20 protein-coding genes and 7 pseudogenes are annotated in these 14,421 nt (G+C 43.5%); 14 read left to right on the forward strand and 13 right to left on the reverse strand.

Features of this window, described 5'->3' with window-relative positions; genetic code table 11:
• The first annotated feature begins 284 nt into the window (after positions 1-284).
• Positions 285-479, forward strand: coding sequence for a YlcI/YnfO family protein (locus tag ACWNCI_RS18935; RefSeq protein ID WP_001421937.1), 195 nt, complete (start codon positions 285-287; stop codon positions 477-479).
• Positions 480-643: 164 nt separating this feature from the next.
• On the opposite strand, the gene ybcW (ACWNCI_RS18940) is transcribed toward ACWNCI_RS18935, so the two are convergent.
• Positions 644-850, reverse strand: coding sequence for a protein YbcW (gene ybcW, locus ACWNCI_RS18940; RefSeq protein WP_001031427.1), 207 nt, complete (start codon positions 848-850; stop codon positions 644-646).
• Between the two features lie 243 nt (positions 851-1,093).
• Here ybcW (ACWNCI_RS18940) and ACWNCI_RS18945 point away from each other — a divergent pair, with 243 nt between their 5' ends.
• Both ACWNCI_RS18945 and bor (ACWNCI_RS18950) read left to right on the forward strand, forming a co-directional pair.
• Positions 1,094-1,546 carry a DUF1398 domain-containing protein gene (locus tag ACWNCI_RS18945; RefSeq protein WP_223248938.1) on the forward strand — a complete coding sequence of 151 codons (453 nt, stop codon included), beginning with the start codon at positions 1,094-1,096 and terminating at the stop codon, positions 1,544-1,546.
• Positions 1,547-1,835: 289 nt separating this feature from the next.
• Complete coding sequence (gene bor, locus ACWNCI_RS18950; protein WP_000738492.1) at positions 1,836-2,129, forward strand: serum resistance lipoprotein Bor; 294 nt, start codon at positions 1,836-1,838, stop codon at positions 2,127-2,129.
• Positions 2,130-2,160: 31 nt separating this feature from the next.
• On the opposite strand, the gene rzpD (ACWNCI_RS18955) is transcribed toward bor (ACWNCI_RS18950), so the two are convergent.
• The 3 genes and pseudogenes from rzpD (ACWNCI_RS18955) to ACWNCI_RS18965 all read right to left on the reverse strand — a co-directional run bounded on the left by rzpD (ACWNCI_RS18955) (position 2,161) and on the right by ACWNCI_RS18965 (position 3,402).
• A complete protein-coding gene (gene rzpD, locus ACWNCI_RS18955) occupies positions 2,161-2,622 on the reverse strand; it encodes a prophage endopeptidase RzpD (RefSeq protein ID WP_000092275.1) in 462 nt (153 codons plus the stop codon).
• Positions 2,619-3,095, reverse strand: coding sequence for a glycoside hydrolase family 24 protein (locus ACWNCI_RS18960; RefSeq protein WP_000229403.1), 477 nt, complete (start codon positions 3,093-3,095; stop codon positions 2,619-2,621). Before ACWNCI_RS18960 ends, rzpD (ACWNCI_RS18955) begins: the two co-directional genes overlap by 4 nt.
• Positions 3,079-3,402, reverse strand: a pseudogene (locus tag ACWNCI_RS18965) (phage holin, lambda family). Before ACWNCI_RS18965 ends, ACWNCI_RS18960 begins: the two are co-directional and overlap by 17 nt.
• A gap of 412 nt (positions 3,403-3,814) precedes the next feature.
• Between ACWNCI_RS18965 and ACWNCI_RS18970 the strand changes: the two are divergent.
• Complete coding sequence (locus ACWNCI_RS18970; RefSeq protein ID WP_001421937.1) at positions 3,815-4,009, forward strand: YlcI/YnfO family protein; 195 nt, start codon at positions 3,815-3,817, stop codon at positions 4,007-4,009.
• A 164-nt stretch (positions 4,010-4,173) separates the two neighbouring features.
• On the opposite strand, the gene ybcW (ACWNCI_RS18975) is transcribed toward ACWNCI_RS18970, so the two are convergent.
• Positions 4,174-4,380 (reverse strand): protein YbcW, encoded by a 207-nt coding sequence (gene ybcW / locus ACWNCI_RS18975; protein WP_001031427.1) that lies wholly within the window; start codon positions 4,378-4,380, stop codon positions 4,174-4,176.
• A gap of 243 nt (positions 4,381-4,623) precedes the next feature.
• Between ybcW (ACWNCI_RS18975) and ACWNCI_RS18980 the strand changes: the two genes are divergently transcribed.
• Both ACWNCI_RS18980 and bor (ACWNCI_RS18985) read left to right on the forward strand, forming a co-directional pair.
• Complete coding sequence (locus ACWNCI_RS18980; RefSeq protein WP_223248938.1) at positions 4,624-5,076, forward strand: DUF1398 domain-containing protein; 453 nt, start codon at positions 4,624-4,626, stop codon at positions 5,074-5,076.
• 289 nt (positions 5,077-5,365) lie between these two features.
• Positions 5,366-5,659 (forward strand): serum resistance lipoprotein Bor, encoded by a 294-nt coding sequence (gene bor / locus ACWNCI_RS18985; RefSeq protein ID WP_000738492.1) that lies wholly within the window; start codon positions 5,366-5,368, stop codon positions 5,657-5,659.
• A gap of 31 nt (positions 5,660-5,690) precedes the next feature.
• Here bor (ACWNCI_RS18985) and rzpD (ACWNCI_RS18990) read toward each other — a convergent pair.
• The 3 genes and pseudogenes from rzpD (ACWNCI_RS18990) to ACWNCI_RS19000 all read right to left on the reverse strand — a co-directional run bounded on the left by rzpD (ACWNCI_RS18990) (position 5,691) and on the right by ACWNCI_RS19000 (position 6,931).
• Positions 5,691-6,151 (reverse strand): annotated as a pseudogene (rzpD, locus tag ACWNCI_RS18990) (prophage endopeptidase RzpD).
• On the reverse strand, positions 6,148-6,624 hold the full coding sequence (locus ACWNCI_RS18995) for a glycoside hydrolase family 24 protein (protein ID WP_000229403.1): 477 nt from the start codon (positions 6,622-6,624) through the stop codon (positions 6,148-6,150). Before ACWNCI_RS18995 ends, rzpD (ACWNCI_RS18990) begins: the two are co-directional and overlap by 4 nt.
• Positions 6,608-6,931, reverse strand: a pseudogene (locus ACWNCI_RS19000) (phage holin, lambda family). The gene ACWNCI_RS18995 and the pseudogene ACWNCI_RS19000 overlap by 17 nt, the downstream one beginning before the upstream one ends.
• Before the next feature lie 541 nt (positions 6,932-7,472).
• On the opposite strand from ACWNCI_RS19000, the pseudogene ACWNCI_RS19005 reads away from it, so the two are divergent.
• The 3 genes and pseudogenes from ACWNCI_RS19005 (at position 7,473) to rzpD (ACWNCI_RS19015) (ending at position 8,707) form a co-directional block, all read left to right on the forward strand.
• Positions 7,473-7,790: pseudogene (locus ACWNCI_RS19005) on the forward strand (phage holin, lambda family).
• Positions 7,774-8,250, forward strand: coding sequence for a glycoside hydrolase family 24 protein (locus ACWNCI_RS19010; RefSeq protein WP_000229403.1), 477 nt, complete (start codon positions 7,774-7,776; stop codon positions 8,248-8,250). Before ACWNCI_RS19005 ends, ACWNCI_RS19010 begins: the two are co-directional and overlap by 17 nt.
• Positions 8,247-8,707, forward strand: a pseudogene (gene rzpD, locus ACWNCI_RS19015) (prophage endopeptidase RzpD). The gene ACWNCI_RS19010 and the pseudogene rzpD (ACWNCI_RS19015) overlap by 4 nt, the downstream one beginning before the upstream one ends.
• A gap of 31 nt (positions 8,708-8,738) precedes the next feature.
• On the opposite strand, the gene bor (ACWNCI_RS19020) reads toward rzpD (ACWNCI_RS19015), so the two are convergent.
• Together bor (ACWNCI_RS19020) and ACWNCI_RS19025 are read right to left on the reverse strand one after the other, a co-directional pair.
• Positions 8,739-9,032, reverse strand: a complete 294-nt coding sequence (gene bor / locus ACWNCI_RS19020) for a serum resistance lipoprotein Bor (RefSeq protein WP_000738492.1) — start codon at positions 9,030-9,032, stop codon at positions 8,739-8,741.
• A 289-nt stretch (positions 9,033-9,321) separates the two neighbouring features.
• A complete protein-coding gene (locus ACWNCI_RS19025) occupies positions 9,322-9,774 on the reverse strand; it encodes a DUF1398 domain-containing protein (protein ID WP_223248938.1) in 453 nt (150 codons plus the stop codon).
• A 243-nt stretch (positions 9,775-10,017) separates the two neighbouring features.
• On the opposite strand from ACWNCI_RS19025, the gene ybcW (ACWNCI_RS19030) reads away from it, so the two are divergent.
• A complete protein-coding gene (gene ybcW / locus ACWNCI_RS19030) occupies positions 10,018-10,224 on the forward strand; it encodes a protein YbcW (RefSeq protein ID WP_001031427.1) in 207 nt (68 codons plus the stop codon).
• 164 nt (positions 10,225-10,388) lie between these two features.
• Here ybcW (ACWNCI_RS19030) and ACWNCI_RS19035 read toward each other — a convergent pair whose 3' ends face one another.
• Complete coding sequence (locus ACWNCI_RS19035) at positions 10,389-10,583, reverse strand: YlcI/YnfO family protein (protein WP_001421937.1); 195 nt, start codon at positions 10,581-10,583, stop codon at positions 10,389-10,391.
• Positions 10,584-11,027: 444 nt separating this feature from the next.
• Between ACWNCI_RS19035 and ACWNCI_RS19040 the strand changes: the two are divergent.
• From ACWNCI_RS19040 to rzpD (ACWNCI_RS19050), 3 genes and pseudogenes are all read left to right on the forward strand, one after another.
• Positions 11,028-11,345, forward strand: a pseudogene (locus ACWNCI_RS19040) (phage holin, lambda family).
• The gene (locus ACWNCI_RS19045) at positions 11,329-11,805 is read left to right on the forward strand and encodes a glycoside hydrolase family 24 protein (protein WP_000229403.1); all 477 of its coding nucleotides are present in this window, start codon (positions 11,329-11,331) and stop codon (positions 11,803-11,805) included. Before ACWNCI_RS19040 ends, ACWNCI_RS19045 begins: the two are co-directional and overlap by 17 nt.
• Positions 11,802-12,262: pseudogene (rzpD, locus tag ACWNCI_RS19050) on the forward strand (prophage endopeptidase RzpD). The gene ACWNCI_RS19045 and the pseudogene rzpD (ACWNCI_RS19050) overlap by 4 nt, the downstream one beginning before the upstream one ends.
• Before the next feature lie 31 nt (positions 12,263-12,293).
• On the opposite strand, the gene bor (ACWNCI_RS19055) reads toward rzpD (ACWNCI_RS19050), so the two are convergent.
• The gene (gene bor, locus ACWNCI_RS19055) at positions 12,294-12,587 is read right to left on the reverse strand and encodes a serum resistance lipoprotein Bor (RefSeq protein ID WP_000738492.1); all 294 of its coding nucleotides are present in this window, start codon (positions 12,585-12,587) and stop codon (positions 12,294-12,296) included.
• Between the two features lie 289 nt (positions 12,588-12,876).
• Complete coding sequence (locus ACWNCI_RS19060) at positions 12,877-13,329, reverse strand: DUF1398 domain-containing protein (protein ID WP_223248938.1); 453 nt, start codon at positions 13,327-13,329, stop codon at positions 12,877-12,879.
• 243 nt (positions 13,330-13,572) lie between these two features.
• Between ACWNCI_RS19060 and ybcW (ACWNCI_RS19065) the strand changes: the two genes are divergently transcribed.
• Complete coding sequence (ybcW, locus tag ACWNCI_RS19065) at positions 13,573-13,779, forward strand: protein YbcW (RefSeq protein ID WP_001031427.1); 207 nt, start codon at positions 13,573-13,575, stop codon at positions 13,777-13,779.
• Positions 13,780-14,421 lie beyond the last annotated feature (642 nt).

The following is a 14,421-nucleotide window of genomic DNA, read 5'->3' on the forward strand; positions in this document are numbered from 1 at the left end:
TTACGTATTGCTAAGGTTAAAACGAGTCTCTTGGGACCCATAGACAGCACCTGCTTACGGTTCACTACTCACGACGATGTTTTTTTTGGTACCTTTTTTTCACCGGAAAGGACCCGTAAAGTGATAATGATTATCATCTACATATCACAACGTGCGTGGAGGCCATCAAACCACGTCAAATAATCAATTATGACGCAGGTATCGTATTAATTGATCTGCATCAACTTAACGTAAAAACAACTTCAGACAATACAAATCAGCGACACTGAATACGGGGCAACCTCATGTCAACGAAGAACAGAACCCGCAGAACAACAACCCGCAACATCCGCTTTCCTAACCAAATGATTGAACAAATTAACATCGCTCTTGAGCAAAAAGGGTCCGGGAATTTCTCAGCCTGGGTCATTGAAGCCTGCCGTCGGAGACTAACGTCAGAAAAGAGAGCATATACATCAATTAAAAGTGATGAAGAATGAACATCCCGCGTTCTTCCCTCCGAACAGGACGATATTGTAAATTCACTTAATTACGAGGGCATTGCAGTAATTGAGTTGCAGTTTTACCACTTTCCTGACAGTGACAGACTGCGTGTTGGCTCTGTCACAGACTAAATAGTTTGAATGATTAGCAGTTATGGTGATCAGTCAACCACCAGGGAATAATCCTTCATATTATTATCGTGCTTCACCAACGCTGCCTCAATTGCTCTGAATGCTTCCAGAGACACCTTATGTTCTATACATGCAATTACAACATCAGGGTAACTCATAGAAATGGTGCTATTAAGCATATTTTTTACACGAATCAGATCCACGGAGGGATCATCAGCAGATTGTTCTTTATTCATTTTGTCGCTCCATGCGCTTGCTCTTCATCTAGCGGTTAAAATATTACTTCAAATCTTTCTGTATGAAGATTTGAGCACGTTGGCCTTACATACATCTGTCGGTTGTATTTCCCTCCAGAATGCCAGCAGGACCGCACTTTGTTACGCAACCAATACTATTAAGTGAAAACATTCCTAATATTTGACATAAATCATCAACAAAACACAAGGAGGTCAGACCAGATTGAAACGATAAAAACGATAATGCAAACTACGCGCCCTCGTATCACATGGAAGGTTTTACCAATGGCTCAGGTTGCCATTTTTAAAGAAATATTCGATCAAGTGCGAAAAGATTTAGACTGTGAATTGTTTTATTCTGAACTAAAACGTCACAACGTCTCACATTATATTTACTATCTAGCCACAGATAATATTCACATCGTGTTAGAAAACGATAACACCGTGTTAATAAAAGGACTTAAAAAGGTTGTAAATGTTAAATTCTCAAGAAACACGCATCTTATAGAAACGTCCTATGATAGGTTGAAATCAAGAGAAATCACATTTCAGCAATACAGGGAAAATCTTGCTAAAGCAGGAGTTTTCCGATGGGTTACAAATATCCATGAACATAAAAGATATTACTATACCTTTGATAATTCATTACTATTTACTGAGAGCATTCAGAACACTACACAAATCTTTCCACGCTAAATCATAACGTCCGGTTTCTTCCGTGTCAGCACCGGGGCGTTGGCATAATGCAATACGTGTACGCGCTAAACCCTGTGTGCATCGTTTTAATTATTCCCGGACACTCCCGCAGAGAAGTTCCCCGTCAGGGCTGTGGACATAGTTAATCCGGGAATACAATGACGATTCATCGCACCTGACATACATTAATAAATATTAACAATATGAAATTTCAACTCATTGTTTAGGGTTTGTTTAATTTTCTACACATACGATTCTGCGAACTTCAAAAAGCATCGGGAATAACACCATGAAAAAAATGCTACTCGCTACTGCGCTGGCCCTGCTTATTACAGGATGTGCTCAACAGACGTTTACTGTTCAAAACAAACCGGCAGCAGTAGCACCAAAGGAAACCATCACCCATCATTTCTTCGTTTCTGGAATTGGGCAGAAGAAAACTGTCGATGCAGCCAAAATTTGTGGCGGCGCAGAAAATGTTGTTAAAACAGAAACCCAGCAAACATTCGTAAATGGATTGCTCGGTTTTATTACTTTAGGCATTTATACTCCGCTGGAAGCGCGTGTGTATTGCTCACAATAATTGCATGAGTTGCCCATCGATATGGGCAACTCTATCTGCACTGCTCATTAATATACTTCTGGGTTCCTTCCAGTTGTTTTTGCATAGTGATCAGCCTCTCTCTGAGGGTGAAATAATCCCGTTCAGCGGTGTCTGCCAGTCGGGGGGAGGCTGCATTATCCACGCCGGAGGCGGTGGTGGCTTCACGCACTGACTGACAGACTGCTTTGATGTGCAACCGACGACGACCAGCGGCAACATCATCACGCAGAGCATCATTTTCAGCTTTAGCATCAGCTAACTCCTTCGTGTATTTTGCATCGAGCGCAGCAACATCACGCTGACGCATCTGCATGTCAGTAATTGCCGCGTTCGCCAGCTTCAGTTCTCTGGCATTTTTGTCGCGCTGGGCTTTGTAGGTAATGGCGTTATCACGGTAATGATTAACAGCCCATGACAGGCAGACGATGATGCAGATAACCAGAGCGGAGATAATCGCGGTGACTCTGCTCATACATCAATCTCTCTGACCGTTCCGCCCGCTTCTTTGAATTTTGCAATCAGGCTGTCAGCCTTATGCTCGAACTGACCATAACCAGCGCCCGGCAGTGAAGCCCAGATATTGCTGCAACGGTCGATTGCCTGACGGATATCACCACGATCAATCATAGGTAAAGCGCCACGCTCCTTAATCTGCTGCAATGCCACAGCGTCCTGACTTTTCGGAGAGAAGTCTTTCAGGCCAAGCTGCTTGCGGTAGGCATCCCACCAACGGGAAAGAAGCTGGTAGCGTCCGGCGCCTGTTGATTTGAGTTTTGGGTTTAGCGTGACAAGTTTGCGAGGGTGATCGGAGTAATCAGTAAATAGCTCTCCGCCTACAATGACGTCATAACCATGATTTCTGGTTTTCTGACGTCCGTTATCAGTTCCCTCCGACCACGCCAGCATATCGAGGAACGCCTTACGTTGATTATTGATTTCTACCATCTTCTACTCCGGCTTTTTTAGCAGCGAAGCGTTTGATAAGCGAACCAATCGAGTCAGTACCGATGTAGCCGATAAACACGCTCGTTATATAAGCGAGATTGCTACTTAGTCCGGCGAAGTCGAGAAGGTCACGAATGAACTAGGCGATAATGGCGCACATCGTTGCGTCGATTACTGTTTTTGTAAACGCACCGCCATTATATCTGCCGCGAAGGTACGCCATTGCAAACGCAAGGATTGCCCCGATGCCTTGTTCCTTTGCCGCGAGAATGGCGGCCAACAGGTCATGTTTTTCTGGCATCTTCATGTCTTACCCCCAATAAGGGGATTTGCTCTATTTAATTAGGAATAAGGTCGATTACTGATAGAACAAATCCAGGCTACTGTGTTTAGTAATCAGATTTGTTCGTGACCGATATGCACGGGCAAAACGGCAGGAGGTTGTTAGCGCAAAAAAAAAATTCCAAAAAAAAAATTCCAAAAAAAAAAAGCGGTTCACTACTCACGACGATGTTTTTTTTGGTACCTTTTTTTTCACCGGAAAGGACCCGTAAAGTGATAATGATTATCATCTACATATCACAACGTGCGTGGAGGCCATCAAACCACGTCAAATAATCAATTATGACGCAGGTATCGTATTAATTGATCTGCATCAACTTAACGTAAAAACAACTTCAGACAATACAAATCAGCGACACTGAATACGGGGCAACCTCATGTCAACGAAGAACAGAACCCGCAGAACAACAACCCGCAACATCCGCTTTCCTAACCAAATGATTGAACAAATTAACATCGCTCTTGAGCAAAAAGGGTCCGGGAATTTCTCAGCCTGGGTCATTGAAGCCTGCCGTCGGAGACTAACGTCAGAAAAGAGAGCATATACATCAATTAAAAGTGATGAAGAATGAACATCCCGCGTTCTTCCCTCCGAACAGGACGATATTGTAAATTCACTTAATTACGAGGGCATTGCAGTAATTGAGTTGCAGTTTTACCACTTTCCTGACAGTGACAGACTGCGTGTTGGCTCTGTCACAGACTAAATAGTTTGAATGATTAGCAGTTATGGTGATCAGTCAACCACCAGGGAATAATCCTTCATATTATTATCGTGCTTCACCAACGCTGCCTCAATTGCTCTGAATGCTTCCAGAGACACCTTATGTTCTATACATGCAATTACAACATCAGGGTAACTCATAGAAATGGTGCTATTAAGCATATTTTTTACACGAATCAGATCCACGGAGGGATCATCAGCAGATTGTTCTTTATTCATTTTGTCGCTCCATGCGCTTGCTCTTCATCTAGCGGTTAAAATATTACTTCAAATCTTTCTGTATGAAGATTTGAGCACGTTGGCCTTACATACATCTGTCGGTTGTATTTCCCTCCAGAATGCCAGCAGGACCGCACTTTGTTACGCAACCAATACTATTAAGTGAAAACATTCCTAATATTTGACATAAATCATCAACAAAACACAAGGAGGTCAGACCAGATTGAAACGATAAAAACGATAATGCAAACTACGCGCCCTCGTATCACATGGAAGGTTTTACCAATGGCTCAGGTTGCCATTTTTAAAGAAATATTCGATCAAGTGCGAAAAGATTTAGACTGTGAATTGTTTTATTCTGAACTAAAACGTCACAACGTCTCACATTATATTTACTATCTAGCCACAGATAATATTCACATCGTGTTAGAAAACGATAACACCGTGTTAATAAAAGGACTTAAAAAGGTTGTAAATGTTAAATTCTCAAGAAACACGCATCTTATAGAAACGTCCTATGATAGGTTGAAATCAAGAGAAATCACATTTCAGCAATACAGGGAAAATCTTGCTAAAGCAGGAGTTTTCCGATGGGTTACAAATATCCATGAACATAAAAGATATTACTATACCTTTGATAATTCATTACTATTTACTGAGAGCATTCAGAACACTACACAAATCTTTCCACGCTAAATCATAACGTCCGGTTTCTTCCGTGTCAGCACCGGGGCGTTGGCATAATGCAATACGTGTACGCGCTAAACCCTGTGTGCATCGTTTTAATTATTCCCGGACACTCCCGCAGAGAAGTTCCCCGTCAGGGCTGTGGACATAGTTAATCCGGGAATACAATGACGATTCATCGCACCTGACATACATTAATAAATATTAACAATATGAAATTTCAACTCATTGTTTAGGGTTTGTTTAATTTTCTACACATACGATTCTGCGAACTTCAAAAAGCATCGGGAATAACACCATGAAAAAAATGCTACTCGCTACTGCGCTGGCCCTGCTTATTACAGGATGTGCTCAACAGACGTTTACTGTTCAAAACAAACCGGCAGCAGTAGCACCAAAGGAAACCATCACCCATCATTTCTTCGTTTCTGGAATTGGGCAGAAGAAAACTGTCGATGCAGCCAAAATTTGTGGCGGCGCAGAAAATGTTGTTAAAACAGAAACCCAGCAAACATTCGTAAATGGATTGCTCGGTTTTATTACTTTAGGCATTTATACTCCGCTGGAAGCGCGTGTGTATTGCTCACAATAATTGCATGAGTTGCCCATCGATATGGGCAACTCTATCTGCACTGCTCATTAATATACTTCTGGGTTCCTTCCAGTTGTTTTTGCATAGTGATCAGCCTCTCTCTGAGGGTGAAATAATCCCGTTCAGCGGTGTCTGCCAGTCGGGGGAGGCTGCATTATCCACGCCGGAGGCGGTGGTGGCTTCACGCACTGACTGACAGACTGCTTTGATGTGCAACCGACGACGACCAGCGGCAACATCATCACGCAGAGCATCATTTTCAGCTTTAGCATCAGCTAACTCCTTCGTGTATTTTGCATCGAGCGCAGCAACATCACGCTGACGCATCTGCATGTCAGTAATTGCCGCGTTCGCCAGCTTCAGTTCTCTGGCATTTTTGTCGCGCTGGGCTTTGTAGGTAATGGCGTTATCACGGTAATGATTAACAGCCCATGACAGGCAGACGATGATGCAGATAACCAGAGCGGAGATAATCGCGGTGACTCTGCTCATACATCAATCTCTCTGACCGTTCCGCCCGCTTCTTTGAATTTTGCAATCAGGCTGTCAGCCTTATGCTCGAACTGACCATAACCAGCGCCCGGCAGTGAAGCCCAGATATTGCTGCAACGGTCGATTGCCTGACGGATATCACCACGATCAATCATAGGTAAAGCGCCACGCTCCTTAATCTGCTGCAATGCCACAGCGTCCTGACTTTTCGGAGAGAAGTCTTTCAGGCCAAGCTGCTTGCGGTAGGCATCCCACCAACGGGAAAGAAGCTGGTAGCGTCCGGCGCCTGTTGATTTGAGTTTTGGGTTTAGCGTGACAAGTTTGCGAGGGTGATCGGAGTAATCAGTAAATAGCTCTCCGCCTACAATGACGTCATAACCATGATTTCTGGTTTTCTGACGTCCGTTATCAGTTCCCTCCGACCACGCCAGCATATCGAGGAACGCCTTACGTTGATTATTGATTTCTACCATCTTCTACTCCGGCTTTTTTAGCAGCGAAGCGTTTGATAAGCGAACCAATCGAGTCAGTACCGATGTAGCCGATAAACACGCTCGTTATATAAGCGAGATTGCTACTTAGTCCGGCGAAGTCGAGAAGGTCACGAATGAACTAGGCGATAATGGCGCACATCGTTGCGTCGATTACTGTTTTTGTAAACGCACCGCCATTATATCTGCCGCGAAGGTACGCCATTGCAAACGCAAGGATTGCCCCGATGCCTTGTTCCTTTGCCGCGAGAATGGCGGCCAACAGGTCATGTTTTTCTGGCATCTTCATGTCTTACCCCCAATAAGGGGATTTGCTCTATTTAATTAGGAATAAGGTCGATTACTGATAGAACAAATCCAGGCTACTGTGTTTAGTAATCAGATTTGTTCGTGACCGATATGCACGGGCAAAACGGCAGGAGGTTGTTAGCGCAAAAAAAAAATTCCAAAAAAAAAATTCCAAAAAAAAAAGCGACTAACAAACACAATCTGATGGCAGGTGCTGTCTATGGGTCCCAAAGGTAGCCCGTCTCAACGGGAGCATGAGACCAAGCAGACGGGCAAGACGCGTATTGCTAAGGTTAAAACGAGTCTCTTGGGACCCATAGACAGCACCTGCCATCAGATTGTGTTTGTTAGTCGCTTTTTTTTTGGAATTTTTTTTTTGGAATTTTTTTTTTGCGCTAACAACCTCCTGCCGTTTTGCCCGTGCATATCGGTCACGAACAAATCTGATTACTAAACACAGTAGCCTGGATTTGTTCTATCAGTAATCGACCTTATTCCTAATTAAATAGAGCAAATCCCCTTATTGGGGGTAAGACATGAAGATGCCAGAAAAACATGACCTGTTGGCCGCCATTCTCGCGGCAAAGGAACAAGGCATCGGGGCAATCCTTGCGTTTGCAATGGCGTACCTTCGCGGCAGATATAATGGCGGTGCGTTTACAAAAACAGTAATCGACGCAACGATGTGCGCCATTATCGCCTAGTTCATTCGTGACCTTCTCGACTTCGCCGGACTAAGTAGCAATCTCGCTTATATAACGAGCGTGTTTATCGGCTACATCGGTACTGACTCGATTGGTTCGCTTATCAAACGCTTCGCTGCTAAAAAAGCCGGAGTAGAAGATGGTAGAAATCAATAATCAACGTAAGGCGTTCCTCGATATGCTGGCGTGGTCGGAGGGAACTGATAACGGACGTCAGAAAACCAGAAATCATGGTTATGACGTCATTGTAGGCGGAGAGCTATTTACTGATTACTCCGATCACCCTCGCAAACTTGTCACGCTAAACCCAAAACTCAAATCAACAGGCGCCGGACGCTACCAGCTTCTTTCCCGTTGGTGGGATGCCTACCGCAAGCAGCTTGGCCTGAAAGACTTCTCTCCGAAAAGTCAGGACGCTGTGGCATTGCAGCAGATTAAGGAGCGTGGCGCTTTACCTATGATTGATCGTGGTGATATCCGTCAGGCAATCGACCGTTGCAGCAATATCTGGGCTTCACTGCCGGGCGCTGGTTATGGTCAGTTCGAGCATAAGGCTGACAGCCTGATTGCAAAATTCAAAGAAGCGGGCGGAACGGTCAGAGAGATTGATGTATGAGCAGAGTCACCGCGATTATCTCCGCTCTGGTTATCTGCATCATCGTCTGCCTGTCATGGGCTGTTAATCATTACCGTGATAACGCCATTACCTACAAAGCCCAGCGCGACAAAAATGCCAGAGAACTGAAGCTGGCGAACGCGGCAATTACTGACATGCAGATGCGTCAGCGTGATGTTGCTGCGCTCGATGCAAAATACACGAAGGAGTTAGCTGATGCTAAAGCTGAAAATGATGCTCTGCGTGATGATGTTGCCGCTGGTCGTCGTCGGTTGCACATCAAAGCAGTCTGTCAGTCAGTGCGTGAAGCCACCACCGCCTCCGGCGTGGATAATGCAGCCTCCCCCGACTGGCAGACACCGCTGAACGGGATTATTTCACCCTCAGAGAGAGGCTGATCACTATGCAAAAACAACTGGAAGGAACCCAGAAGTATATTAATGAGCAGTGCAGATAGAGTTGCCCATATCGATGGGCAACTCATGCAATTATTGTGAGCAATACACACGCGCTTCCAGCGGAGTATAAATGCCTAAAGTAATAAAACCGAGCAATCCATTTACGAATGTTTGCTGGGTTTCTGTTTTAACAACATTTTCTGCGCCGCCACAAATTTTGGCTGCATCGACAGTTTTCTTCTGCCCAATTCCAGAAACGAAGAAATGATGGGTGATGGTTTCCTTTGGTGCTACTGCTGCCGGTTTGTTTTGAACAGTAAACGTCTGTTGAGCACATCCTGTAATAAGCAGGGCCAGCGCAGTAGCGAGTAGCATTTTTTTCATGGTGTTATTCCCGATGCTTTTTGAAGTTCGCAGAATCGTATGTGTAGAAAATTAAACAAACCCTAAACAATGAGTTGAAATTTCATATTGTTAATATTTATTAATGTATGTCAGGTGCGATGAATCGTCATTGTATTCCCGGATTAACTATGTCCACAGCCCTGACGGGGAACTTCTCTGCGGGAGTGTCCGGGAATAATTAAAACGATGCACACAGGGTTTAGCGCGTACACGTATTGCATTATGCCAACGCCCCGGTGCTGACACGGAAGAAACCGGACGTTATGATTTAGCGTGGAAAGATTTGTGTAGTGTTCTGAATGCTCTCAGTAAATAGTAATGAATTATCAAAGGTATAGTAATATCTTTTATGTTCATGGATATTTGTAACCCATCGGAAAACTCCTGCTTTAGCAAGATTTTCCCTGTATTGCTGAAATGTGATTTCTCTTGATTTCAACCTATCATAGGACGTTTCTATAAGATGCGTGTTTCTTGAGAATTTAACATTTACAACCTTTTTAAGTCCTTTTATTAACACGGTGTTATCGTTTTCTAACACGATGTGAATATTATCTGTGGCTAGATAGTAAATATAATGTGAGACGTTGTGACGTTTTAGTTCAGAATAAAACAATTCACAGTCTAAATCTTTTCGCACTTGATCGAATATTTCTTTAAAAATGGCAACCTGAGCCATTGGTAAAACCTTCCATGTGATACGAGGGCGCGTAGTTTGCATTATCGTTTTTATCGTTTCAATCTGGTCTGACCTCCTTGTGTTTTGTTGATGATTTATGTCAAATATTAGGAATGTTTTCACTTAATAGTATTGGTTGCGTAACAAAGTGCGGTCCTGCTGGCATTCTGGAGGGAAATACAACCGACAGATGTATGTAAGGCCAACGTGCTCAAATCTTCATACAGAAAGATTTGAAGTAATATTTTAACCGCTAGATGAAGAGCAAGCGCATGGAGCGACAAAATGAATAAAGAACAATCTGCTGATGATCCCTCCGTGGATCTGATTCGTGTAAAAAATATGCTTAATAGCACCATTTCTATGAGTTACCCTGATGTTGTAATTGCATGTATAGAACATAAGGTGTCTCTGGAAGCATTCAGAGCAATTGAGGCAGCGTTGGTGAAGCACGATAATAATATGAAGGATTATTCCCTGGTGGTTGACTGATCACCATAACTGCTAATCATTCAAACTATTTAGTCTGTGACAGAGCCAACACGCAGTCTGTCACTGTCAGGAAAGTGGTAAAACTGCAACTCAATTACTGCAATGCCCTCGTAATTAAGTGAATTTACAATATCGTCCTGTTCGGAGGGAAGAACGCGGGATGTTCATTCTTCATCACTTTTAATTGATGTATATGCTCTCTTTTCTGACGTTAGTCTCCGACGGCAGGCTTCAATGACCCAGGCTGAGAAATTCCCGGACCCTTTTTGCTCAAGAGCGATGTTAATTTGTTCAATCATTTGGTTAGGAAAGCGGATGTTGCGGGTTGTTGTTCTGCGGGTTCTGTTCTTCGTTGACATGAGGTTGCCCCGTATTCAGTGTCGCTGATTTGTATTGTCTGAAGTTGTTTTTACGTTAAGTTGATGCAGATCAATTAATACGATACCTGCGTCATAATTGATTATTTGACGTGGTTTGATGGCCTCCACGCACGTTGTGATATGTAGATGATAATCATTATCACTTTACGGGTCCTTTCCGGTGAAAAAAAAGGTACCAAAAAAAACATCGTCGTGAGTAGTGAACCGTAAGCCATCAGATTGTGTTTGTTAGTCGCTTTTTTTTTTGGAATTTTTTTTTGGAATTTTTTTTTTGCGCTAACAACCTCCTGCCGTTTTGCCCGTGCATATCGGTCACGAACAAATCTGATTACTAAACACAGTAGCCTGGATTTGTTCTATCAGTAATCGACCTTATTCCTAATTAAATAGAGCAAATCCCCTTATTGGGGGTAAGACATGAAGATGCCAGAAAAACATGACCTGTTGGCCGCCATTCTCGCGGCAAAGGAACAAGGCATCGGGGCAATCCTTGCGTTTGCAATGGCGTACCTTCGCGGCAGATATAATGGCGGTGCGTTTACAAAAACAGTAATCGACGCAACGATGTGCGCCATTATCGCCTAGTTCATTCGTGACCTTCTCGACTTCGCCGGACTAAGTAGCAATCTCGCTTATATAACGAGCGTGTTTATCGGCTACATCGGTACTGACTCGATTGGTTCGCTTATCAAACGCTTCGCTGCTAAAAAAGCCGGAGTAGAAGATGGTAGAAATCAATAATCAACGTAAGGCGTTCCTCGATATGCTGGCGTGGTCGGAGGGAACTGATAACGGACGTCAGAAAACCAGAAATCATGGTTATGACGTCATTGTAGGCGGAGAGCTATTTACTGATTACTCCGATCACCCTCGCAAACTTGTCACGCTAAACCCAAAACTCAAATCAACAGGCGCCGGACGCTACCAGCTTCTTTCCCGTTGGTGGGATGCCTACCGCAAGCAGCTTGGCCTGAAAGACTTCTCTCCGAAAAGTCAGGACGCTGTGGCATTGCAGCAGATTAAGGAGCGTGGCGCTTTACCTATGATTGATCGTGGTGATATCCGTCAGGCAATCGACCGTTGCAGCAATATCTGGGCTTCACTGCCGGGCGCTGGTTATGGTCAGTTCGAGCATAAGGCTGACAGCCTGATTGCAAAATTCAAAGAAGCGGGCGGAACGGTCAGAGAGATTGATGTATGAGCAGAGTCACCGCGATTATCTCCGCTCTGGTTATCTGCATCATCGTCTGCCTGTCATGGGCTGTTAATCATTACCGTGATAACGCCATTACCTACAAAGCCCAGCGCGACAAAAATGCCAGAGAACTGAAGCTGGCGAACGCGGCAATTACTGACATGCAGATGCGTCAGCGTGATGTTGCTGCGCTCGATGCAAAATACACGAAGGAGTTAGCTGATGCTAAAGCTGAAAATGATGCTCTGCGTGATGATGTTGCCGCTGGTCGTCGTCGGTTGCACATCAAAGCAGTCTGTCAGTCAGTGCGTGAAGCCACCACCGCCTCCGGCGTGGATAATGCAGCCTCCCCCGACTGGCAGACACCGCTGAACGGGATTATTTCACCCTCAGAGAGAGGCTGATCACTATGCAAAAACAACTGGAAGGAACCCAGAAGTATATTAATGAGCAGTGCAGATAGAGTTGCCCATATCGATGGGCAACTCATGCAATTATTGTGAGCAATACACACGCGCTTCCAGCGGAGTATAAATGCCTAAAGTAATAAAACCGAGCAATCCATTTACGAATGTTTGCTGGGTTTCTGTTTTAACAACATTTTCTGCGCCGCCACAAATTTTGGCTGCATCGACAGTTTTCTTCTGCCCAATTCCAGAAACGAAGAAATGATGGGTGATGGTTTCCTTTGGTGCTACTGCTGCCGGTTTGTTTTGAACAGTAAACGTCTGTTGAGCACATCCTGTAATAAGCAGGGCCAGCGCAGTAGCGAGTAGCATTTTTTTCATGGTGTTATTCCCGATGCTTTTTGAAGTTCGCAGAATCGTATGTGTAGAAAATTAAACAAACCCTAAACAATGAGTTGAAATTTCATATTGTTAATATTTATTAATGTATGTCAGGTGCGATGAATCGTCATTGTATTCCCGGATTAACTATGTCCACAGCCCTGACGGGGAACTTCTCTGCGGGAGTGTCCGGGAATAATTAAAACGATGCACACAGGGTTTAGCGCGTACACGTATTGCATTATGCCAACGCCCCGGTGCTGACACGGAAGAAACCGGACGTTATGATTTAGCGTGGAAAGATTTGTGTAGTGTTCTGAATGCTCTCAGTAAATAGTAATGAATTATCAAAGGTATAGTAATATCTTTTATGTTCATGGATATTTGTAACCCATCGGAAAACTCCTGCTTTAGCAAGATTTTCCCTGTATTGCTGAAATGTGATTTCTCTTGATTTCAACCTATCATAGGACGTTTCTATAAGATGCGTGTTTCTTGAGAATTTAACATTTACAACCTTTTTAAGTCCTTTTATTAACACGGTGTTATCGTTTTCTAACACGATGTGAATATTATCTGTGGCTAGATAGTAAATATAATGTGAGACGTTGTGACGTTTTAGTTCAGAATAAAACAATTCACAGTCTAAATCTTTTCGCACTTGATCGAATATTTCTTTAAAAATGGCAACCTGAGCCATTGGTAAAACCTTCCATGTGATACGAGGGCGCGTAGTTTGCATTATCGTTTTTATCGTTTCAATCTGGTCTGACCTCCTTGTGTTTTGTTGATGATTTATGTCAAATATTAGGAATGTTTTCACTTAATAGTATTGGTTGCGTAACAAAGTGCGGTCCTGCTGGCATTCTGGAGGGAAATACAACCGACAGATGTATGTAAGGCCAACGTGCTCAAATCTTCATACAGAAAGATTTGAAGTAATATTTTAACCGCTAGATGAAGAGCAAGCGCATGGAGCGACAAAATGAATAAAGAACAATCTGCTGATGATCCCTCCGTGGATCTGATTCGTGTAAAAAATATGCTTAATAGCACCATTTCTATGAGTTACCCTGATGTTGTAATTGCATGTATAGAACATAAGGTGTCTCTGGAAGCATTCAGAGCAATTGAGGCAGCGTTGGTGAAGCACGATAATAATATGAAGGATTATTCCCTGGTGGTTGACTGATCACCATAACTGCTAATCATTCAAACTATTTAGTCTGTGACAGAGCCAACACGCAGTCTGTCACTGTCAGGAAAGTGGTAAAACTGCAACTCAATTACTGCAATGCCCTCGTAATTAAGTGAATTTACAATATCGTCCTGTTCGGAGGGAAGAACGCGGGATGTTCATTCTTCATCACTTTTAATTGATGTATATGCTCTCTTTTCTGACGTTAGTCTCCGACGGCAGGCTTCAATGACCCAGGCTGAGAAATTCCCGGACCCTTTTGCTCAAGAGCGATGTTAATTTGTTCAATCATTTGGTTAGGAAAGCGGATGTTGCGGGTTGTTGTTCTGCGGGTTCTGTTCTTCGTTGACATGAGGTTGCCCCGTATTCAGTGTCGCTGATTTGTATTGTCTGAAGTTGTTTTTACGTTAAGTTGATGCAGATCAATTAATACGATACCTGCGTCATAATTGATTATTTGACGTGGTTTGATGGCCTCCACGCACGTTGTGATATGTAGATGATAATCATTATCACTTTACGGGTCCTTTCCGGTGAAAAAAAAGGTACCAAAAAAAACATCGTCGTGAGTAGTGAACCGTAAGCAGGTGCTGTCTATGGGTCCCAAGAGACTCGTTTTAACCTTAGCAATACGTA

The sequence above is a fragment of the Chryseobacterium lineare genome (assembly GCF_977014045.1).

Coding starts and splice junctions, on each gene's coding strand:
- bor (WP_000738492.1), bottom strand. CDS start 9,032: ATGAAAAAAATGCTACTCGCTACTGCGCTGGCCCTGCTTATTACAGGA.
- ACWNCI_RS18945 (WP_223248938.1), top strand. CDS start 1,094: ATGCAAACTACGCGCCCTCGTATCACATGGAAGGTTTTACCAATGGCT.
- ACWNCI_RS18960 (WP_000229403.1), bottom strand. CDS start 3,095: ATGGTAGAAATCAATAATCAACGTAAGGCGTTCCTCGATATGCTGGCG.
- ACWNCI_RS19035 (WP_001421937.1), bottom strand. CDS start 10,583: ATGTCAACGAAGAACAGAACCCGCAGAACAACAACCCGCAACATCCGC.
- ACWNCI_RS19060 (WP_223248938.1), bottom strand. CDS start 13,329: ATGCAAACTACGCGCCCTCGTATCACATGGAAGGTTTTACCAATGGCT.
- ACWNCI_RS19045 (WP_000229403.1), top strand. CDS start 11,329: ATGGTAGAAATCAATAATCAACGTAAGGCGTTCCTCGATATGCTGGCG.
- bor (WP_000738492.1), top strand. CDS start 1,836: ATGAAAAAAATGCTACTCGCTACTGCGCTGGCCCTGCTTATTACAGGA.
- ACWNCI_RS18970 (WP_001421937.1), top strand. CDS start 3,815: ATGTCAACGAAGAACAGAACCCGCAGAACAACAACCCGCAACATCCGC.
- ybcW (WP_001031427.1), top strand. CDS start 13,573: ATGAATAAAGAACAATCTGCTGATGATCCCTCCGTGGATCTGATTCGT.
- bor (WP_000738492.1), top strand. CDS start 5,366: ATGAAAAAAATGCTACTCGCTACTGCGCTGGCCCTGCTTATTACAGGA.
- ACWNCI_RS19010 (WP_000229403.1), top strand. CDS start 7,774: ATGGTAGAAATCAATAATCAACGTAAGGCGTTCCTCGATATGCTGGCG.
- ybcW (WP_001031427.1), bottom strand. CDS start 850: ATGAATAAAGAACAATCTGCTGATGATCCCTCCGTGGATCTGATTCGT.
- rzpD (WP_000092275.1), bottom strand. CDS start 2,622: ATGAGCAGAGTCACCGCGATTATCTCCGCTCTGGTTATCTGCATCATC.
- ybcW (WP_001031427.1), bottom strand. CDS start 4,380: ATGAATAAAGAACAATCTGCTGATGATCCCTCCGTGGATCTGATTCGT.
- ybcW (WP_001031427.1), top strand. CDS start 10,018: ATGAATAAAGAACAATCTGCTGATGATCCCTCCGTGGATCTGATTCGT.
- ACWNCI_RS18935 (WP_001421937.1), top strand. CDS start 285: ATGTCAACGAAGAACAGAACCCGCAGAACAACAACCCGCAACATCCGC.
- ACWNCI_RS18995 (WP_000229403.1), bottom strand. CDS start 6,624: ATGGTAGAAATCAATAATCAACGTAAGGCGTTCCTCGATATGCTGGCG.
- bor (WP_000738492.1), bottom strand. CDS start 12,587: ATGAAAAAAATGCTACTCGCTACTGCGCTGGCCCTGCTTATTACAGGA.
- ACWNCI_RS19025 (WP_223248938.1), bottom strand. CDS start 9,774: ATGCAAACTACGCGCCCTCGTATCACATGGAAGGTTTTACCAATGGCT.
- ACWNCI_RS18980 (WP_223248938.1), top strand. CDS start 4,624: ATGCAAACTACGCGCCCTCGTATCACATGGAAGGTTTTACCAATGGCT.